13 protein-coding genes are annotated in these 18,067 nt (G+C 38.4%); 7 read left to right on the plus strand and 6 right to left on the minus strand.

Translation table 11 applies throughout. From position 1 onward, the window contains the following. Window positions 1-161: 161 nt before the first annotated feature. Entirely contained in the window at window positions 162-503 is a 342-nt protein-coding gene (locus NSQ95_RS08430; protein ID WP_298471798.1) for a hypothetical protein, read from the minus strand. Window positions 504-749: 246 nt separating this feature from the next. On the opposite strand from NSQ95_RS08430, the gene rlmN reads away from it, so the two are divergent. After that, on the plus strand, window positions 750-1,820 hold the full coding sequence (rlmN, locus tag NSQ95_RS08435) for a 23S rRNA (adenine(2503)-C(2))-methyltransferase RlmN (protein ID WP_169359529.1): 1,071 nt from the start codon (window positions 750-752) through the stop codon (window positions 1,818-1,820). Between the two features lie 22 nt (window positions 1,821-1,842). On the opposite strand, the gene ytzI is transcribed toward rlmN, so the two are convergent. From ytzI to ilvA, 3 genes are all read right to left on the minus strand, one after another. Continuing rightward, a complete protein-coding gene (ytzI, locus tag NSQ95_RS08440) occupies window positions 1,843-1,995 on the minus strand; it encodes a YtzI protein (protein ID WP_169359528.1) in 153 nt (50 codons plus the stop codon). A 155-nt stretch (window positions 1,996-2,150) separates the two neighbouring features. Next, window positions 2,151-3,641 (minus strand): catalase, encoded by a 1,491-nt coding sequence (locus tag NSQ95_RS08445; protein WP_298471794.1) that lies wholly within the window; start codon window positions 3,639-3,641, stop codon window positions 2,151-2,153. A gap of 163 nt (window positions 3,642-3,804) precedes the next feature. Continuing rightward, window positions 3,805-5,067: a threonine ammonia-lyase IlvA gene (gene ilvA / locus NSQ95_RS08450; RefSeq protein WP_340883683.1), complete on the minus strand. Its 1,263-nt coding sequence runs from the start codon at window positions 5,065-5,067 to the stop codon at window positions 3,805-3,807. 199 nt (window positions 5,068-5,266) lie between these two features. Between ilvA and NSQ95_RS08455 the strand changes: the two genes are divergently transcribed. From NSQ95_RS08455 to NSQ95_RS08470, 4 genes are all read left to right on the plus strand, one after another. Next, window positions 5,267-6,031 (plus strand): DeoR/GlpR family DNA-binding transcription regulator, encoded by a 765-nt coding sequence (locus NSQ95_RS08455; RefSeq protein ID WP_340883681.1) that lies wholly within the window; start codon window positions 5,267-5,269, stop codon window positions 6,029-6,031. After that, a complete protein-coding gene (locus NSQ95_RS08460) occupies window positions 6,028-7,335 on the plus strand; it encodes a four-carbon acid sugar kinase family protein (RefSeq protein WP_340883680.1) in 1,308 nt (435 codons plus the stop codon). Before NSQ95_RS08455 ends, NSQ95_RS08460 begins: the two co-directional genes overlap by 4 nt. Next, window positions 7,332-8,342 (plus strand): 4-hydroxythreonine-4-phosphate dehydrogenase PdxA, encoded by a 1,011-nt coding sequence (pdxA, locus tag NSQ95_RS08465; protein WP_340883679.1) that lies wholly within the window; start codon window positions 7,332-7,334, stop codon window positions 8,340-8,342. The genes NSQ95_RS08460 and pdxA overlap by 4 nt, the downstream gene beginning before the upstream one ends. Before the next feature lie 69 nt (window positions 8,343-8,411). Further along, on the plus strand, window positions 8,412-9,788 hold the full coding sequence (locus NSQ95_RS08470; RefSeq protein WP_342560682.1) for a gluconate:H+ symporter: 1,377 nt from the start codon (window positions 8,412-8,414) through the stop codon (window positions 9,786-9,788). A gap of 454 nt (window positions 9,789-10,242) precedes the next feature. Here the strand turns inward: NSQ95_RS08470 and lepB are convergent, their stop codons facing one another. Both lepB and NSQ95_RS08480 read right to left on the minus strand, forming a co-directional pair. After that, window positions 10,243-10,809: a signal peptidase I gene (lepB, locus tag NSQ95_RS08475; protein WP_340883675.1), complete on the minus strand. Its 567-nt coding sequence runs from the start codon at window positions 10,807-10,809 to the stop codon at window positions 10,243-10,245. A gap of 76 nt (window positions 10,810-10,885) precedes the next feature. Continuing rightward, entirely contained in the window at window positions 10,886-11,788 is a 903-nt protein-coding gene (locus NSQ95_RS08480; RefSeq protein ID WP_340883674.1) for a LysR family transcriptional regulator, read from the minus strand. Between the two features lie 120 nt (window positions 11,789-11,908). Here NSQ95_RS08480 and gltB point away from each other — a divergent pair, with 120 nt between their 5' ends. Further along, the gene (gene gltB, locus NSQ95_RS08485) at window positions 11,909-16,438 is read left to right on the plus strand and encodes a glutamate synthase large subunit (RefSeq protein WP_340883673.1); all 4,530 of its coding nucleotides are present in this window, start codon (window positions 11,909-11,911) and stop codon (window positions 16,436-16,438) included. Window positions 16,439-16,508: 70 nt separating this feature from the next. After that, window positions 16,509-17,990 (plus strand): glutamate synthase small subunit, encoded by a 1,482-nt coding sequence (gltD, locus tag NSQ95_RS08490; RefSeq protein WP_342560683.1) that lies wholly within the window; start codon window positions 16,509-16,511, stop codon window positions 17,988-17,990. The last annotated feature ends 77 nt before the right edge of the window (window positions 17,991-18,067 follow it).

The following is an 18,067-nucleotide window of genomic DNA, read 5'->3' on the forward strand; positions in this document are numbered from 1 at the left end:
GAGGATTCTATTCTAATCACCTGGAGTTGTTTTCCGATACAGCGGACGCTTTCTGGGGGGTCTGCAAACAACTAAAATGAAGAAATGTCTTAAAAAACCGTGAAATCAAGTTGCCGATTTCACGGTTTTTTTATTGCATTTTTAACTTTAACTACTCATATTTAACGTACAAAAAGATACTTCTTATTAATATAGGTGCTTTCTTCAGTAGCAATTACTTCAGCATATGGAATACCAAATAGAGTATAAGCAGTAAGCACGGAATATTCAGCTTGACCCGTATTTTCATCTATGATCGTATCATTGACCTCATACGAGACAACCATGAGATTATCAATCGAGTGTTGAAAAGTATTAATTGTAGTCCCTATAAAAGTATCATTCATCTGCGTATTGGTAATCCCTGTAGGTAGAAATGCTGCAAAAAAAGTAATGAATACAATTACTTTTAAAAATGCTTTGCCGGGATGAAAAAATGCTCTTTTTCTTTTCATGAACTTCATAATCGATATCTCCAATCTTTTATACACGTTCTATTAGCTTATTCATCATAATTCCTTTCAATGAATGTTATTTTCGTCAGTAAAAGGAAATAGGACTAATATCTTTAATTTCCAGTGTATTTAAGTTAGTATTGGAAAGACTAAATGATATCTTTTTAAATATTTTTCCTTTATAATTAATTGTCGTGCAAGAGAATTTGGTGTATAATAGGCGAATTGTATGTGTAAGAAAAGAGGGGCTAAATAATGAAAAAATCAATTTATGGTCTAACTAGAGACCAATTAATAGAATGGTTAATGGAACATGGTCAAAAAAAATTCCGTGCGGAACAAGTATGGGATTGGTTATATATTAAACGAGTACAAAGCTTTGCGGAAATGAAAAATGTAAACAAAGACTGTTTGGATCTTTTAGAAGAAAATTTCGTTATCCAAACGCTAAAAGAAAGTGTAAAACAGGAGTCGGCAGATGGAACGATTAAATTCCTTTTTGAAATGCAAGATGGGAATTTAATTGAAACAGTATTAATGCGTTTTAAATACGGTCTGTCCGTATGTGTAACAACTCAAGTTGGCTGTAATATCGGCTGTAGCTTTTGTGCAAGTGGTCTTTTAAAGAAGAGTCGTGACTTAGATGCTGGAGAGATAGTTGGACAAATTATGAAGGTTCAAGAGCATTTAGATCAGCTTCAAAAAGACGAGCGTGTAAGTCATATCGTAGTAATGGGTATTGGCGAGCCATTTGACAACTACAAAAACCTTATGAACTTCTTAAGAACAGTTAATGATCAAAAAGGACTTGCAATTGGTGCACGTCATATCACTGTTTCTACAAGTGGGCTAGCTAAGAAAATTATTGACTTTGCTAATGAAAATATTCAAGTAAATCTTGCTGTTTCTTTACATGCTCCAAATGACGAGCTTCGTTCTCAAATCATGGTTATCAATAAAGCCTTCCCAATTGAGAAAGTAATGGCTGCTGTTGACTATTATTTAGAAAAAACAAACCGTCGTATTACATTTGAGTATATCCTACTTAAAGACGTTAATGATCATGTGGAAGAAGCGCAGCAGTTGGCTAAGCTATTGGAAAATAAGCGACATCTTTCATATGTTAACTTAATTCCTTATAATCCGGTAGATGAGCATGGACAGTACCAACGTAGTACTGAAAAATCCATTAGTGCTTTCTTCCAAACATTGAAGAATAAAGGAATAAACTGTGGAGTACGTATGGAGCAGGGTACTGATATTGATGCAGCCTGTGGTCAATTACGTAGTAAACAAATTAAAAAAGAAAAAGCTGGAACAAAATAATTTATTAAAAAACGCATCTGCCTCATTCAGGCGGATGCGTTTTTTGTTTCTTATCCATTTTGTCAGGATGTTCATCAATCGTATGCTTATAAGCATAGCCCTTGTTAATAGTGAAAATCGTTAAAGCTAGAACTATGACGAATATAATAATACTTATTATTATGACAGTACCCATAAAAAGATATCCTCCTAATTCACGCATTATAGTTACATCATAGCACAAATGGCTTTAGTCAATCTGAGTCTACAAAGTGGCAACTTATATAGGAAAAGCGAGATATGGAAGCTCATAAAAAGGCTATCCCCTTCAAGAGGATAGCCTTACTAAATTTATACAGTTGCAGTTACGTTCATAACTTCTTCAATTCTTTCCCATGGAAGTTCCATTGCCGCAGCAACGCCTTGACCATAAGCAGGGTCTGCTTTGTAGCAGTGAATGATGTGACGGATTTTAATGAAATCTTCTACGCCATTCATATTACGAGCAGTATTTTCAAATAGGACTTGTTGTTGCTCAGGGTTCATAAGATTGAACAATTTACCTGGTTGCTCAAAGTAGTTGTCGTCATCTTCACGGAAATCCCATTGAGTTGCTGCCCCATCAAGAGATAAAGCAGGTTCTTTATATTGAGGTTGATCTTTCCATTGACCATAGCTGTTTGGCTCGTAAGTCATGGTGCTTCCTTTATTGCCATCTACACGCATAGCACCATCGCGGTGGTAAGAGTGGAATGGGCATTTAGGTTGGTTAACTGGAATTTGATGATGGTTAACACCTAAACGGTAACGTGCTGCATCTCCATAAGAGAATAGGCGACCTTGTAGCATTCTATCTGGAGAGAAGCTGATACCAGGTACTACGTTAGCTGGTGTAAATGCAGCTTGCTCTACTTCTGCAAAATAGTTATCTGGGTTGCGGTTTAATTCGAATTCTCCAACTGGAATTAGTGGGAAATCTTTTTTATACCAAACTTTTGTTAAATCAAATGGATTATAAGGCATATTGTTAGCTTGTTCTTCCGTCATCACTTGGATATACATTTTCCATTTAGGGAAGTTACCTGCGTCAATTGCTTCCATTAGATCACGTTGGTGACTTTCACGGTCTACTCCTACGATTTCAACTGCTTCTTGGTCAGTAAGGTTTTCAATTCCTTGTACTGATTTCATGTGGAATTTAACCCAAACACGTTGACCTTCCGCATTGATCATTGAGAATGTATGGCTTCCAAACCCGTCCATCGTACGGTAGGATTTTGGTAATCCACGCTCACTCATTACGATAGTAATTTGGTGAAGTGCTTCTGGAAGAGAAGTCCAGAAATCCCAGTTGCTATTAGCGCTACGCATATTTGTGCGTGGGTCACGCTTAATGGCATGGTTTAAATCTGGGAATTTTAATGGATCACGGAAGAAGAATACTGGTGTGTTGTTCCCAACTAAATCCCAGTTACCTTGTTCTGTATAGAAACGCATTGCAAATCCACGAATATCACGCTCAGCATCCGCTGCACCGCGTTCTCCAGCAACAGTTGAGAAACGTACGAACATTTCTGTTTCTTTTCCGATTTCAGAGAAAAGACTAGCGCATGTATATTGAGTAATGTCATGAGTTACAGTAAATTTACCGTAAGCACCTGAGCCTTTCGCATGCATACGACGCTCTGGAATGACTTCTCTATCAAAGTGTGCTAGTTTCTCTAATAACCAAACGTCTTGAAGTAGAAGAGGACCTCTTCTACCAGCAGATTGTGAGTTTTGGTTATCTACTACTGGTGCGCCAGCTGCAGTTGTCATCTTGTTATTTTGATTTTCAGACATTCTTTTTCCCCCTAGATTAGAATCTTTATAATACAAGAATTATTATATCAAAGGGAAAGTGATAATGCTAGAATTAGATTATAATTATTTTTATCTGCACATAGTTTGTGAACAATTTTTGGCGCCTTTAAACTAATATAAATGTAGATATAAAGCTATTCTTCTATATTAATAACTCAAAAAGCGTGCTATCTTTATTCACTTCCTTAAAAGAAAATCCATTTTCATTCATTCTCATTAAGAGTCCTGAATAATCATTACTAGTTTTCAATTCAATACCTACTAATGCCGGTCCGCTTTCTTTATTGTTTTTTTTCGTATATTCAAAGGTTGTAATGTCATCATTCGGACCGAGTACTTTATCTAGGAATTGTCGTAAAGCTCCAGCTCTTTGTGGGAAGCTCACGATAAAGTAGTAGAGTAGACCTTCATGAATCAATGACTTTTCTTTAATCTCTTGCATTCTTCCAATATCATTGTTACCACCACTAATAATACAAACTACAGATTTTCCTTTAATTTGTTCCTTATAAGAGTCAAGCGCTGCTACTGATAATGCTCCAGCAGGCTCTGCGATAATAGCGTGTTTATTGTACAGGTCTAAAATGGTGGTGCATACCTTTCCTTCTGGAACAAGTGTAATATCATCCACGTATTTGGCTACCACTTGATGCGTTAGCTTTCCGACGCACTTAACCGCTGCCCCATCTACAAATTTATCTATCGTTTCAAGTACGATTGGCCCGCTGTTTGCTATTGCTGCCTTCATACTTGCTGCTCCAGCAGGCTCTACACCAATAATTTGTGTGCTAGGAGATAGATTCTTTATATAGGAAGAAACACCAGACACTAAACCTCCTCCACCAATGCTACTAAAAACATAATCTAGCTTTTCATCAATATCATTCATAATCTCAACTGCGACTGTACCTTGACCTGCAATGATATCTAAATCGTCAAAAGGGTGGATAAACAGTCGATCATTCTCATTTGCGTAGGCAACGGCACTGCTAGCTGAATCATCAAAAGTATCACCAGCTAGAATAATTTCGACAAACTCACGTCCAAACATTCTTACCTGTTCAATTTTTTGACTCGGAGTAGTCAATGGCATAAAAATTTTTGCATATATTCCTAAATGGGCACAAGCATAAGCAACACCCTGAGCATGATTTCCTGCACTTGCACAAACAACTCCATTTTCACGAGCCTTTTCTTCAACCGATTTAATTTTATAGTAAGCTCCTCTCAGTTTAAATGAGCGAACATGTTGAAGATCTTCACGTTTAAAATAGATATTAGCCTCGTATTTCTCCGACAGATAGTCGTTTTTTTGTAAAGGTGTATGTAACACAACCTCTTTTAAAAATTGATGCGCTCTTAACACATCTTCAATTTGAAGTAATTTTGTCTCCGCAAGTTGCATTAGATGACCCTCCTAATTTTAATTATTCGTATATTTTAACACACTACAGCAATAAACCCCTAATATATTTTTGATAATTCAAAACAATGTAACATTTGTAGGTTATTGTTAATTATAAACACATTTTGTTGACAATTTTGTTAACTTAGAACATAATATGTTCATAGTTAACATAAAGTTGTGTTGAGGAGATTGAATTATGCTTCCAATTAACAGAAAAAAGAAAATAATTGATGAGCTTTCTATAAAGGGGAAGGTTGAAATATTAGAGCTTGTAGACCTTTTAGAGGTTTCTGCAATGACTATTAGAAGAGATTTAGATGAACTAGAAAAGCAAAAGAAATTAATTAGAACTCACGGAGGGGCGGCACTACCACAAGCGATCATTGGAGAGCAATCCTATGAACAAAAGCTCTCAGAAGCTCATCTACAGAAGAAGGAAATCGCACAAATAGCAGTAGGCTTAGTAAAGGATGGTATGAGAATTCTATTGGATTCTGGTACTACGACATTAGAGATTGCCAGATTATTAAAATCCCGTTCAAATATAACAGTAGTAACAAATGATATTAAAATTGCAGCAGAATTAACCGACTCGAAATTAGAAGTAATTTTACTGGGTGGTAAGGTACAGAATGGGGTTGGGGCAATATTAGGGTCATTTGCAGAACAAATGCTTAAAAACATTCACGTTGACATACTGTTCCTAGGTGCACATGCTGTGCATTCCAATCTCGGTATTACATCTGCGACATTTGAGAAAGCATCTATTAAAAAAGAAATGATAAACGTCAGTGAGGCTGTCTATCTAACTGTAGATGCACAGAAATTTGGGAAAAAAGCATTTGCTAAAATAGCGGATGTGGACTCGGTTACCGGCATCATAACAGATAGCACTATTTCCAAAGAAGTAGAAGATATCTATAAGGAAAAATCTTCTTTTATAAAGGGAGTGACAAAGTGAAAATAGGTATCATTGCAGATGATTTAACAGGAGCAAATGCCACTGGAGTCCGGTTAGCTAAAAACGGATTTATGAGTGCTACAGTCGTTTTCGGAGGAGAAGTGCCTAAAAATAGTGATTTTACTTCTATAAGTATAGATACAGATAGCAGGTACTGTTCTCCGTCTAATGCGGAAGAGCGAGTTCTGAAAGCATATGAACAGCTGACCAATTGGGGAGCAAGCGTTATTGGCAAACGAATTGATAGTACGGTTAGGGGTAACTTGGGAGTAGAGACAGATGCACTGTTAAATGCCATTGGCGGTAACTCTATAGCCATTGTAGTAGCTTCTTATCCAGATTCCGGAAGGGTAGTGTCTGGTGGTTATCTTTTAGTGGATGGGGTGCCAGTGGAGGCAACAGATGTCGCTAAAGACCCTATGAATCCAATTAGTATCTCACATGTTCCAACTATAATGGAAAATCAAAGTAAGTTAAAAGTTTCACATGTAGGGCTCGGTACAGTTTTAAAAGGTAAAGAGTCCATTCAATTACAGATCGTTAAACAAATTGAAGCGATGAATCGGATTATAGTGGTGGATGCAGTGACAAATGAAGAAATAGATAACATTGCAGAGGCGATGGCTTCCATAGATGGGATACATTTTATCCCTGTTGATCCAGGTCCACTTTCTGCCTCTTACGGGAGAATGAAAGCCCATCAACATGTTCAAACAAATAAATTTATCGTGACTGTTGGCAGTATTACACCCTTAACTGGGAGACAGCTAAATTATCTGATAGATAAAAAGAATGCGGAACCTGTATATGTGCATGCGAGTGCTTTAGCATCGATGACGAATTCCTGGGAGGAAGAAATTGCTCGAGCTACTGAAGAAGCTTTGTCTAAATTAGAAGATCAAGAAGTATTGATAATTACTACTTACACGCCTGGAACCGAAAAGCTCAACCTTTCAGAAATTGCTTTAAAAGAAGGGGTTACTGAAGAAAAACTGGCAAAGCGTTTAACAGAGGGACTGGCTAGAGTGACAAACAATGTGGTTCAGCAGACAAATCACCAAATAGACGGTACTTTTTCAAGTGGAGGGGATGTAACTGCGGCCATTTGTGCGGTAAGTAATGCAACTGCAATAGGCTTACAGGATGAAGTTATTCCTTTAGCTGCTTATGGTCATTTTATAGGTGGAACCTTTGATGGGATACCTGTCATTACTAAAGGTGGAATGGTAGGAGACAAATATTCAATTTATAAATGCGTAAGATTTTTAACGAATAAAAAAGAAGAAGGAAGTGTTCTAGTATGACAACAAGAGAAATTATTGCGATACCAATGGGTGATGCAGCGGGAATCGGCCCAGAAATTACAGTTAAGTCACTAGCTAAAGAAGAAATTTACTCTATGTGTAAACCACTTGTGATAGGGGACGCTAAAATTATTCGCAAAGCGATCGAAGTAACAGGTGTAGATTTAGAGATTAATATAGTTACTACTCCAACGGACGGTTCTTATGAGTATGGAGTAATAGATATCATAGATTTGAATAATATTAATATAGAGCAATTTAAACCGGGTGAAGTTTCTGCTCAAAATGGTCAAGCAGCATTTGAATTCATTAAAAAGTCAGTGGAGCTAGCAATGACTGGAGAAGTAAAGGCACTGGCAACCACTCCAATTAACAAGGAATCATTAAAAGCTGCAAATGTTCCTTACATTGGACACACGGAAATGCTTGAAGATCTTGGTGGTGCTCCAGATCCTTTAACTATGTTCCAAGTCAATGGGATGCGTATTTTCTTCTTGACTCGTCACTTGTCTGTTGCAGATGCTATTAAACAGATGACTAAAGAGCGTGTTCGAGATTATTTAAATAGATGTGACCAAGCTTTGAAGCGTTTAGGTGTCGAGAGTCGTAAGTTAGCTGTTGCAGGGCTAAATCCTCATGCAGGCGAGGGAGGCTTGTTCGGGATGGAGGAAGTGAATGAGATTAAACCAGGTGTTGAGCTTGCTAAAGCAGATGGAATCGATGCGTATGGCCCAGTGCCAGCTGACTCCGTATTCTTCCAAGCACTTAATGGTAAATATGATGCAGTTCTTTCTTTGTACCACGATCAAGGTCATATTGCAGCTAAGATGACTGATTTTCATCGTACTATTTCCATTACGAATGGGCTTCCATTTTTACGTACTTCCGTAGATCATGGCACAGCTTTTGATATAGCTTGGAATAACATCGCATCTGAGGTAAGTATGTACGAATGCATCAAGCTAGCTGCCGAGTATGCGCCTAAGTTTACACGCGAGTCTTTGTAGATTTTGTAGAAAGGAAAGGGGGAAACCCCTTTTCTATTTAATTATACATAATTGAAAGGGGTTTCAGAGATGGTTTTAGAAATGCAAATGTTATTGGGGTTAGTTATCGGTGTTACTGTTTTAATTTTACTTGTGTTAAAAACAAAGATTCATGCTTTTTTAGCTTTACTTATTGCTGCTTCTATTACAGGACTTATCGGCGGGATGGAGCCATTAAAAGTAGTTAACTCTATTACAAGTGGTTTTGGTAACACACTAGCTTCTATAGGGATTGTAGTAGGGCTAGGGGTTATGATGGGTAGAATTTTAGAAGTAACTGGAGCAGCTGAAAAGCTTGCTTATACGTTAATTAGAGTAGTTGGAAAGAAGAAGGAAGAATGGGCAATGGCGATTGCTGGTTATTTTGTATCAATTCCAATTTTCGTTGATTCGGCATTTGTCATTTTAAATCCTTTAGTAAAGTCATTATCACGTAAAACTGGTAAATCCGTAGTGACACTGGGTGTTGCTTTAGCGATTGGTTTAGCTGCAACTCACCATGCAGTTCCACCGACACCAGGTCCATTAGGAGTAGCAGGTATTTTTGGAGTAGATATAGGGGAAATGATCCTTTGGGGATTAATATTTGCAATTCCAATTATTATAATAGGTGTTTTTTATGCAAAATGGGTTGGTAAAAGAATCTACCAAGTTCCAGAAGAAGATGGAGAAGGATTTGTGCGTAAGGATTCTTCCGAGATGGTGTATAAAGATTTTTTAGCTGCTTCTGCTGACCGAGAAAAAGAACTACCATCTTTCTTTATTTCATTTTTACCAATATTATTGCCAATCATATTAATATTCTTGAATACTACGCTAACCGCTTTAGAAATAACAGGAGGGGTTTGGGAATATGTGTTGTTCCTTGGACAACCGATTATCGCATTAGCCCTTGGATTAGTTGTAGCGATTTATGGGTTAGCTAATCAGATGAAAAAAGACGAAGCGTTAGAAAGAATGGAAGAGGGTATGACAACTGCTGGTATTATCCTGCTAGTTACAGGTGCTGGGGGCGCTCTAGGTACAGTGTTGCGTGACAGTGGTACTGGAGATTATTTAGCTGAAATCATAGCTGGTTTACCATTGCCTGCAATACTTGTGCCATTCTTTATCGCTTCTATTGTACGATTAATACAAGGAAGCGGGACCGTTGCAATGATAACAGCCGCTTCTATTTCTGCTCCGATCCTAGCTAATCTTGACGTTAACTTAGTTTTGGCGGCTCAAGCTGCAGCACTAGGAGCGATGTTGTTTTCATATTTCAACGATTCTTTATTCTGGGTTGTTAATCGTATGTTAGGTATAACCAAACTAAAAGAACAAATTTTAGTTTGGTCTGTACCAACAACTATAGCGTGGGGAACTTCTTTGATTATGCTAATTATTGCAAATTCAATAGTAGGTTAATAGAGTAAAAGAGTACTCCCCCATTCACAAAAACCTTTATATTACAAGTATTACAGGTGCCTGGCACTTGTAATACTTGTAAATGATAGTGAAATAATAATGATATTATTCAACAATAGTTTAGGCTCGATTCTAATATAATTTAGCATGTACCCCATGAGTAATAAGCTTTAAGGTTATATAATTACTAAATACTATTTGCAAAGTTTTATCTTAAACATCAGACAAAAATAAAGCCCTGAAATTTTACAACAGTAAAATTTCAGGGCTTTTCATTTTCGGGAGTGATTATTTCCAACTATATTTAATAGGAAATAAAATGTCTTAATCCAACTAGCTGCCTAGATCAAAATTCACTAAAATAGAATCTTAAAAAGTGTCTATAAGGGAACTAGCCCTATGCTAACAAAATTAAAAATAAATGAACTACTAGTTTATTCTCACGCCGCCTATACTACTTAATAAAACCGAAGTTATTTAAAGGATAATACGTCATGTTCACGGTACCTAGTACTATATCCATAGATATGAACCCAACACTAGGCTCTCGGCTGTCATTACTAAAGCGCCTATTGTCTCCAAGTACAAATAACGAACCCTCTGGTACTACTACTTCACCCAAGTAGTCTTCAAGGGTAAAGTCCTGGGTTAGCGTGCCATGATCAATTAATTCTTTTTTCAATTCATCTAAATAAGGCTCATCGTATTTTTTTCCATTTATTAAAAGCTCATCATCTTTATAGGTAATATGGTCGCCAGGTAAACCTATAACTCGCTTGATGTAATTAGTGTCCTTATTAACCTTAAAAACAATAACATCAAATCGCTCATAGTCATTAAATTTAGGGCCGATTTTATTGACCATAACCTTATCTCCATTTTCAAAGGTAGGAAGCATAGAAGCACCTTCCACTTCTATAGGTATAAATAAAAAGAAGCGTATCCCAAAGGCAAGCAAAACAGCAATTCCAATTGCTCCGATCCATTCTCGCAATTCGTTTTTTCCATTCTTTTTTTTCAAATTTCCTACCTCACATTTCTACATTCTCTTCTATTTATTTTACCACAATATAGCAATAAGGAACTATTAAATGGTCTCACTGATATTGGTTCAATAGCTTGAAGAACTGTATGGTAAAGTCGTGGAATACCTTTTCTGATGGTGACAAATCCCTAGTCACTGGACTAATCATACCTACTGTCCTTTGGAGTGGTGGAGATATTAGTGGAACCTTAGTTGTAAATCTAGGGATAGAGTCATAGAAAGTACTGTCTGGTAGTATCGTGATTCCTACACCGGCAGCAACTAGACCTTTTATGGCAACCATATCTTCTCCAACAGATGAACTTTTAGGTGTAAACCCTACGGAATGACAAGCATCATAAACAAGTTTATGCAATATATATCCTTTTGGAAATAAAACAAAGTCTTCTTCTCTCATATCAATTAAGGGGATCTTTTCTCTTTTTGCAAAGCGATGATTCGTAGGTACTAGTACAGAAAAGTTTTCCGAAAACAAAATGGTGGTATTAATAGTATTATCCTTTGGAGGAAGTGGACCTAAAAAAGCGATATTAATATCTCGTTTTTTGACTGCCTCGATTAAATGATTATAAGAACCTTGTCTCAACTGGAATGCTACGTTAGGATGCTCCTTTTTAAAGGCAGAAATAACTGTGGGGAGTAAATGACCAGCCAAACTAGTTGGGAAACCGATTTTAATAGTTCCTTTTTCTGGATCTAGATACTCATCAATTTGTTTTTTGGCAAAATCGATTGCTTGTAGGGCAGACATGCAATGCTCTAAAAAAATCTTACCTATTGGCGTTAATTTTACATTTCGCCCAATACGTTCGAATAATTCCACACCCAGTTCACTTTCTAGATTAGCGATTTGTCTACTAACTGCAGACTGTGCTACGTGTAAATGAATAGCTGCATCCGAAATATGTTCTCTTTCTGCGACTTCTTTAAAGTATCTTAATTGCCTGATTTCCATAGTTTTCTCCTAACCTATCTCAAAAGTAGATTGTTTATATCCAAATTATATATTGTTTATATTATTTTGAAAACATACAATGTTCCTAACACACTTTTTTGGAAAATGGAGGTCGATTGCATGACATTTCACCAATTACCTGGAGCGCAGGGCATGTATAATCCTGAATTAGAGCATGACGCCTGTGGGATAGGTTTATATGCTAATATAAAAGGCTTACCGACACACGATATAGTAAAAAAAGGCTTAGAAATGTTATGTCGGTTAGACCATCGTGCAGGAAAAGGCAGTGATGGCCAAACTGGAGATGGAGCAGGGCTCATGGTGCAAATACCTGATGTTTTTTTTCGGGTTGTTTGCAGCCAATGGGACCTTCCAGAAAAAGGACAATATGGAGTAGGAATGTTGTTTTTTACTCAGGATGATGAGGAAAGACAGGCGATAGAACTAAAAATAAATGAAACGATTATTGCTGAAGGTCAAGAGCTCATTGGTTGGAGGACAGTTCCTACTGATAAGAGTAAGTTAAGTGAATCCGCTAGTGAAACTGCACCTGTAGTGCGACAAGTATTCATCAAGGCTAAAGACTTTCAAGACTCGCTAGCGTTCGAGCGCAAGCTGTATGTCATTAGAAAACTAGTAGAGCATTGGGCACAGCAGGAAGCGAAAAAATTCTACTGTCCAAGTCTTTCTAGTCAGACAATCGTTTTTAAAGGAATGTTAACTCCTAAAGAAGTAGACGAGTTTTATGTAGATTTACAAGATGAACTGTTCACTTCGGCATTTTCTTTAGTACACTCTCGTTACAGCACAAACACATTCCCAAGCTGGGAGCGTGCTCATCCAAATCGCTACATCGTTCATAACGGGGAAATAAATACGCTACGAGGTAATGTCAACTGGATGAAGGCCCGTGAGCAACAATTCGTTTCGGATGCCTTTGGTGATGATTTAGAAAAACTACTTCCTGTGATTGACCCTAGTGGAAGTGATTCATCTATGCTCGACAATGCATTTGAATTTTTTGTTTTAGCTGGCAGGTCTCCGGCGCATACGGCAATGATGCTTATCCCAGAGCCGTGGACAGAGAATCCTCACATTTCACAAGAGAAAAAAGCATTTTATGCTTACCACAGCTCTTTAATGGAGCCATGGGATGGTCCAACAGCTATTTCATTTACGAATGGAAAGCAAATTGGGGCTATTTTAGACCGCAATGGTTTAAGGCCGGCGCGTTATTATGTCACAAAAGATGACTATATTATTTTTTCTTCTGAGGTTGGAGTAGTTGATATTGAAGAAGAAAATATTCTTTATAAGGAACGTTTAAGCCCAGGAAGAATGCTGTTAATTGATTTGGAGCAACAAAGAATTATTTCAGACGAGGAAATAAAATCTGAAATGGCAAGAGCACAACCATATCAGCAGTGGTTAAATGATCATCAATACAAGGTAATAGCTGAGGAAGATATACAGGAAAATGTAGAGGACCTATTGTTCCGTCAAAAGGCATTTGGTTATACGTATGAGGATATACACAAATACATTCTGCCAATTGCGATAGAAGGAAAAGACCCTATTGGTTCAATGGGGAACGATACTCCGTTAGCTGTTCTATCCGATAGACCGCAATCTCTTTTCAATTATTTTAAACAGTTATTTGCACAAGTAACTAATCCACCAATCGATTCTATCCGGGAACATATTGTTACCTCTACGATGACGTTGCTTGGTGCAGAAGGTGACTTACTTAACCCTGGAGAGCTCAATGCTCGTCGAATCTATTTGGAAACACCTGTTTTAACGAATGGACAGCTTCAATCCATAAAGGATTTGAAGGATGAAAGTTTCCGAAGCGGCACTATATATATTAATATGTTTGAAGATTTGGAAAAAGATTTAGAGAGGATCTCTAAAGAAGCAGATGAGCTAATAGATAAGAACGTATCGCTTATCATTTTGTCAGATAGATCATTAAATGTGTCTCAACCGACTATACCTGTTCTGTTGGCAGCCAGTAACCTGCATCAGCACTTGCTCTGTACAGGAAACCGTACGAAGGTGAGTATAATCGTTGAATCCGGGGAAGCAAGAGAGGTCCATCAGTTTGCTGCTCTCATCGGATATGGGGTGGACGCGATTAATCCTTATCTTGCATATGCAACTATAGCGGAGGCAATCCATGATGGCCATTTAGAAAGCACCTATGACGCTGCAGTTGCTAAGTATAGCAAAGGTGTAGCAGAAGGCGTCGTTAAGGTAATGTCTAAAATGGGAATATCCACGGTACAAAGCTATCGAGGTGCGCAAATATTTGAAGCGATAGGTATTGGCCATGACGTCATTGAAAACTATTTCACAGGCACAATTTCTCAGCTTGGTGGTATCGGCCTGGAAACGATTCGCGAAGAAGCGATTCGAAGACATCTATTAGCAGTAGAATCTACTGTCGATGCTTTAGATTCAGGCAGTGATTTCCAATGGAGAAGTACAGGAGAGCACCATGCCTTTAATCCGAAAACAATTCATACCCTTCAGTGGGCAACGCGACGAGGAGACTATGGACTTTATCGTCAGTATGCAGAAATGGCAAATGAAGAGAGAATCGGCTTTTTAAGAAATCTTCTTACTTTTAAAAAGGGGTCGAAAAAGATTCCACTAGATGAAGTAGAATCAGTGGACTCCATTGTAAAGAGATTTAAGACAGGTGCGATGTCATTTGGTTCATTAAGCCAAGAAGCTCATGAAACGTTAGCGATCGCGATGAATCGTCTTGGAGGGAAAAGTAACAGTGGAGAGGGCGGAGAAAATCCGAATCGATATGTGTTAGATACCAATGGAGATAATCGTCGTAGCTCTATTAAACAAATTGCTTCCGGCCGTTTTGGAGTAAACAGCCACTACTTGGTTGAAGCCGATGAGCTTCAAATTAAAATGGCTCAAGGAGCAAAGCCGGGTGAAGGCGGTCAGCTTCCAGGAAATAAAGTATACCCATGGGTAGCAGATGTCAGAGGCTCGACGACAGGGGTAGGTTTAATATCTCCACCTCCACATCATGATATCTATTCAATCGAGGATATGGCCCAACTGATTCATGACTTAAAAAATGCAAATCGCTCAGCTAGGATTAGTGTGAAGCTAGTTGCAAAATCTGGCGTAGGAACGATTGCAGCTGGTGTGGCTAAAGGTGCAGCAGATGTAATTGTAGTTAGTGGGTACGATGGTGGAACGGGAGCGTCTCCGAAAACAAGTATTAAGCATACAGGGTTACCTTGGGAGTTAGGCCTTGCGGAAGCTCATCAAACATTAATGCTAAATGGGTTGCGAAACAAAGTAGTCCTTGAAACAGATGGCAAACTCATGACTGGTAAGGATGTCGTTATGGCTGCCTTGTTAGGAGCAGAAGAATTTGGTTTTGCAACAGCTCCCCTAATTGTACTTGGATGTGTGATGATGCGTGCTTGCCATATGGATACTTGTCCGGTTGGAATAGCAACACAAAATCCAGAGCTAAGAGATAAGTTTAGTGGGTCTGCGGACTATGTTGTAAACTTCATGAAGTTTGTAGCAGAGGAAGTAAGAGAGTATATGGCTTTACTTGGTATTCGAACTGTAGATGAATTGGTTGGTAGAACGGATCTATTAGAAGTTAGCGAGCGAGCGAAGGCTCATTGGAAAGCGCAGCAATTAGATCTATCTGTATTGCTTTATCAAGTGAGTGGGGACCGTACTTGCAAACAAGCTCAAGACCATCAGCTTGAAAAGTCATTTGATATCAGAGAGTTACTGCCACAAGTAGAAAAAGCTATCATTCATAAAACGAAGGTAGATTTAAACTACACCATTGCTAATACTGATCGGGTTGTAGGTACTATTATAGGGAGTGAAATCTCTAAGAAATACGGAGCAAGCGGCTTACCAGATGACTCGATTACTCTACGCTTTAAAGGTGCGGCAGGTCAAAGCTTTGGAGCATATATCCCACAAGGAATGACAATGTTTGTGAACGGGGATGTAAATGACTATTTTGGTAAAGGAATTTCAGGCGGGAAGCTTGTAGTTACTTCTCCGTTATCGGGAACAGCAGAACAAAATGTTATAGCTGGTAACGTTGCATTATACGGAGCAACTAATGGTTCCGTATTCATTAACGGTCGTGCTGGAGAACGTTTTGCAGTGAGAAATAGTGGAGCCGATGTTATCGTTGAAGGAATCGGAGATCATGGCTGTGAATACATGACAGGTGGTAGAGCAGTTATTCTAGGTGATGTAGGCAAAAATTTTGGAGCGGGTATGTCTGGTGGTATTGCCTACGTGCTAGTGGATGATATAGAAGGATTCAAGTTTAAATGTAATATGGAAATGATTGGTTTTGAGAAACTTCAGTCTAAAGAAGAGATTCATAGTGTAAGGCAGCTAATCATGGATCATTATTATTATACAAGAAGCACAAAGGCTATGAATATCTTGGACAAATGGGAAGATACAGTTCACAAATTCGTAAAGGTTGTACCTAACGACTATAAAAAGATGCTAGAAAGAATTGCAACATTTAAAAATGAAGGACTGACTACAGACGAGGCAGCGATGAAGGCATTCTTATCAACATCTACAAAAAAAGTAGAAAAGAAACCTACGCTTCTGAAGTAATAAGAGTCTATAAAACATTTGCTGCTGTGGAGAAAAATAAGAGCCATTTAAGGAAAGGAGGAGTTTCAATATGGGTAAACCAACTGGGTTTATAGAATATAAACGAGAAAAAGCCAAGGAAGTAGCTCCTCTTAAGCGTATAAAAAACTGGGAGGAATATGCATCCAAACTTTCGGATGAATCTCTTCGTAAACAAGGTGCAAGATGCATGGATTGTGGAACTCCATTTTGCCATATGGGTATTGAAATCAGAGGTGCGACAGCTGGGTGCCCAATTAATAACCTAATCCCAGAGTGGAACGATTTAGTTTATCGTGGGAAGTGGCAGGAAGCTTTAGAAAGATTATTAATGACCAATAACTTTCCAGAGTTCACTGGTCGAGTATGTCCAGCACCGTGCGAAGGCTCTTGTACGCTAGCTATTACGGATCCTGCAGTTTCCATTAAGAATATAGAAAGAACGATTATTGACAAAGGCTTTGAAAATGGATGGATCACACCAAGGATCCCGTCGGTTCGTACTGGAAAGAAAATTGCTATTATTGGATCTGGTCCTGCTGGGTTGGCGAGTGCAGACAATTTAAATCAGGCAGGTCACTCGGTTACTATTTACGAGCGTGCTGACCGTGCAGGTGGGCTTCTCATGTATGGCATTCCAAATATGAAGCTTGAAAAAGAAATAGTAGAGAGAAGAGTTCACCTGCTTCAGCAGGAGGGCATCGACTTCGTTTTAAACACTGAGGTAGGTAAGGATGTTACAGCGGAGGAGCTAAAACTTCAATACGATGCGATCATCTTATGTATTGGTGCACAAAAACAGCGTACACTTCATATGGAAGGCAGTGACGCAGAGGGCGTACATCTTGCTATGGACTATCTAACCTCTACAACTAAAAGTTTGTTAGATTCCAATTTTGCAGACGGACAGTTTATTAATACGAAGGGGAAGGACGTCATTGTAATTGGTGGTGGCGACACTGGAGCAGACTGTGTGGCAACAGCTATACGCCAAAATTGTAGAAGTGTCGTACAATTCGGTAAGCATCCACAGCTACCGGCAGTTCGAGCGGCAGATAACCAATGGCCTACAGACCCAAATATTTATAAATTGGAATATGCATACGAGGAAGCCAATGCAAAATACGGCAAGGATCCACGGGAGTATTTAATTCAAACAAAAAAGATGATCAAAGATAAAAATGGCAAGCTGAAAGAGCTTCATACCGTTCAAATGGAAAAAATATTAGGGGAAGATGGTTTCTACTTTTTTAAAGAAGTTCCAGGTTCCGAGAAAGTATGGTCAGCACAATTTGTTTTTGTAGCTATAGGCTTTGAAGGGCCAGAAACTCCTTTGGCTGATCAGTTTGGTGTAAAGGTGTTAAACAAACGTATTGTTGCCTCGGCTAAAGATTATACAACCAATGTGGAAGGGGTATTTGCAGCAGGGGACGCTAGGAAGGGTCAAAGCTTGATTGTCTGGGCTATTAAAGAAGGGCAAGAGGTTGCTAAAAGAGTAAATGAGTTCGTTATGAATAAATCGTTTGTAAACTAATTGTTAGGGCGAGAGACCGTGTGATAGGTCTCTCGTTTTTTTATTTGCTGTGGAAGGCTTGGGTTAATTTTTCCTGA

Origin of the sequence: Psychrobacillus sp. FSL W7-1457 (assembly GCF_038593405.1) — a bacterium.
Classification (GTDB): domain Bacteria; phylum Bacillota; class Bacilli; order Bacillales_A; family Planococcaceae; genus Psychrobacillus.

Bases quoted from the DNA above. Each gene is read 5' to 3' on its own strand.
- NSQ95_RS08430 (WP_298471798.1), bottom strand. From the start codon at position 503: ATGAAGTTCATGAAAAGAAAAAGAGCATTTTTTCATCCCGGCAAAGCA.
- NSQ95_RS08445 (WP_298471794.1), bottom strand. From the start codon at position 3,641: ATGTCTGAAAATCAAAATAACAAGATGACAACTGCAGCTGGCGCACCA.
- NSQ95_RS08455 (WP_340883681.1), top strand. From the start codon at position 5,267: ATGCTTCCAATTAACAGAAAAAAGAAAATAATTGATGAGCTTTCTATA.
- NSQ95_RS08470 (WP_342560682.1), top strand. From the start codon at position 8,412: ATGGTTTTAGAAATGCAAATGTTATTGGGGTTAGTTATCGGTGTTACT.
- NSQ95_RS08480 (WP_340883674.1), bottom strand. From the start codon at position 11,788: ATGGAAATCAGGCAATTAAGATACTTTAAAGAAGTCGCAGAAAGAGAA.
- rlmN (WP_169359529.1), top strand. From the start codon at position 750: ATGAAAAAATCAATTTATGGTCTAACTAGAGACCAATTAATAGAATGG.
- gltB (WP_340883673.1), top strand. From the start codon at position 11,909: ATGACATTTCACCAATTACCTGGAGCGCAGGGCATGTATAATCCTGAA.
- ytzI (WP_169359528.1), bottom strand. From the start codon at position 1,995: ATGGGTACTGTCATAATAATAAGTATTATTATATTCGTCATAGTTCTA.
- pdxA (WP_340883679.1), top strand. From the start codon at position 7,332: ATGACAACAAGAGAAATTATTGCGATACCAATGGGTGATGCAGCGGGA.
- gltD (WP_342560683.1), top strand. From the start codon at position 16,509: ATGGGTAAACCAACTGGGTTTATAGAATATAAACGAGAAAAAGCCAAG.
- ilvA (WP_340883683.1), bottom strand. From the start codon at position 5,067: ATGCAACTTGCGGAGACAAAATTACTTCAAATTGAAGATGTGTTAAGA.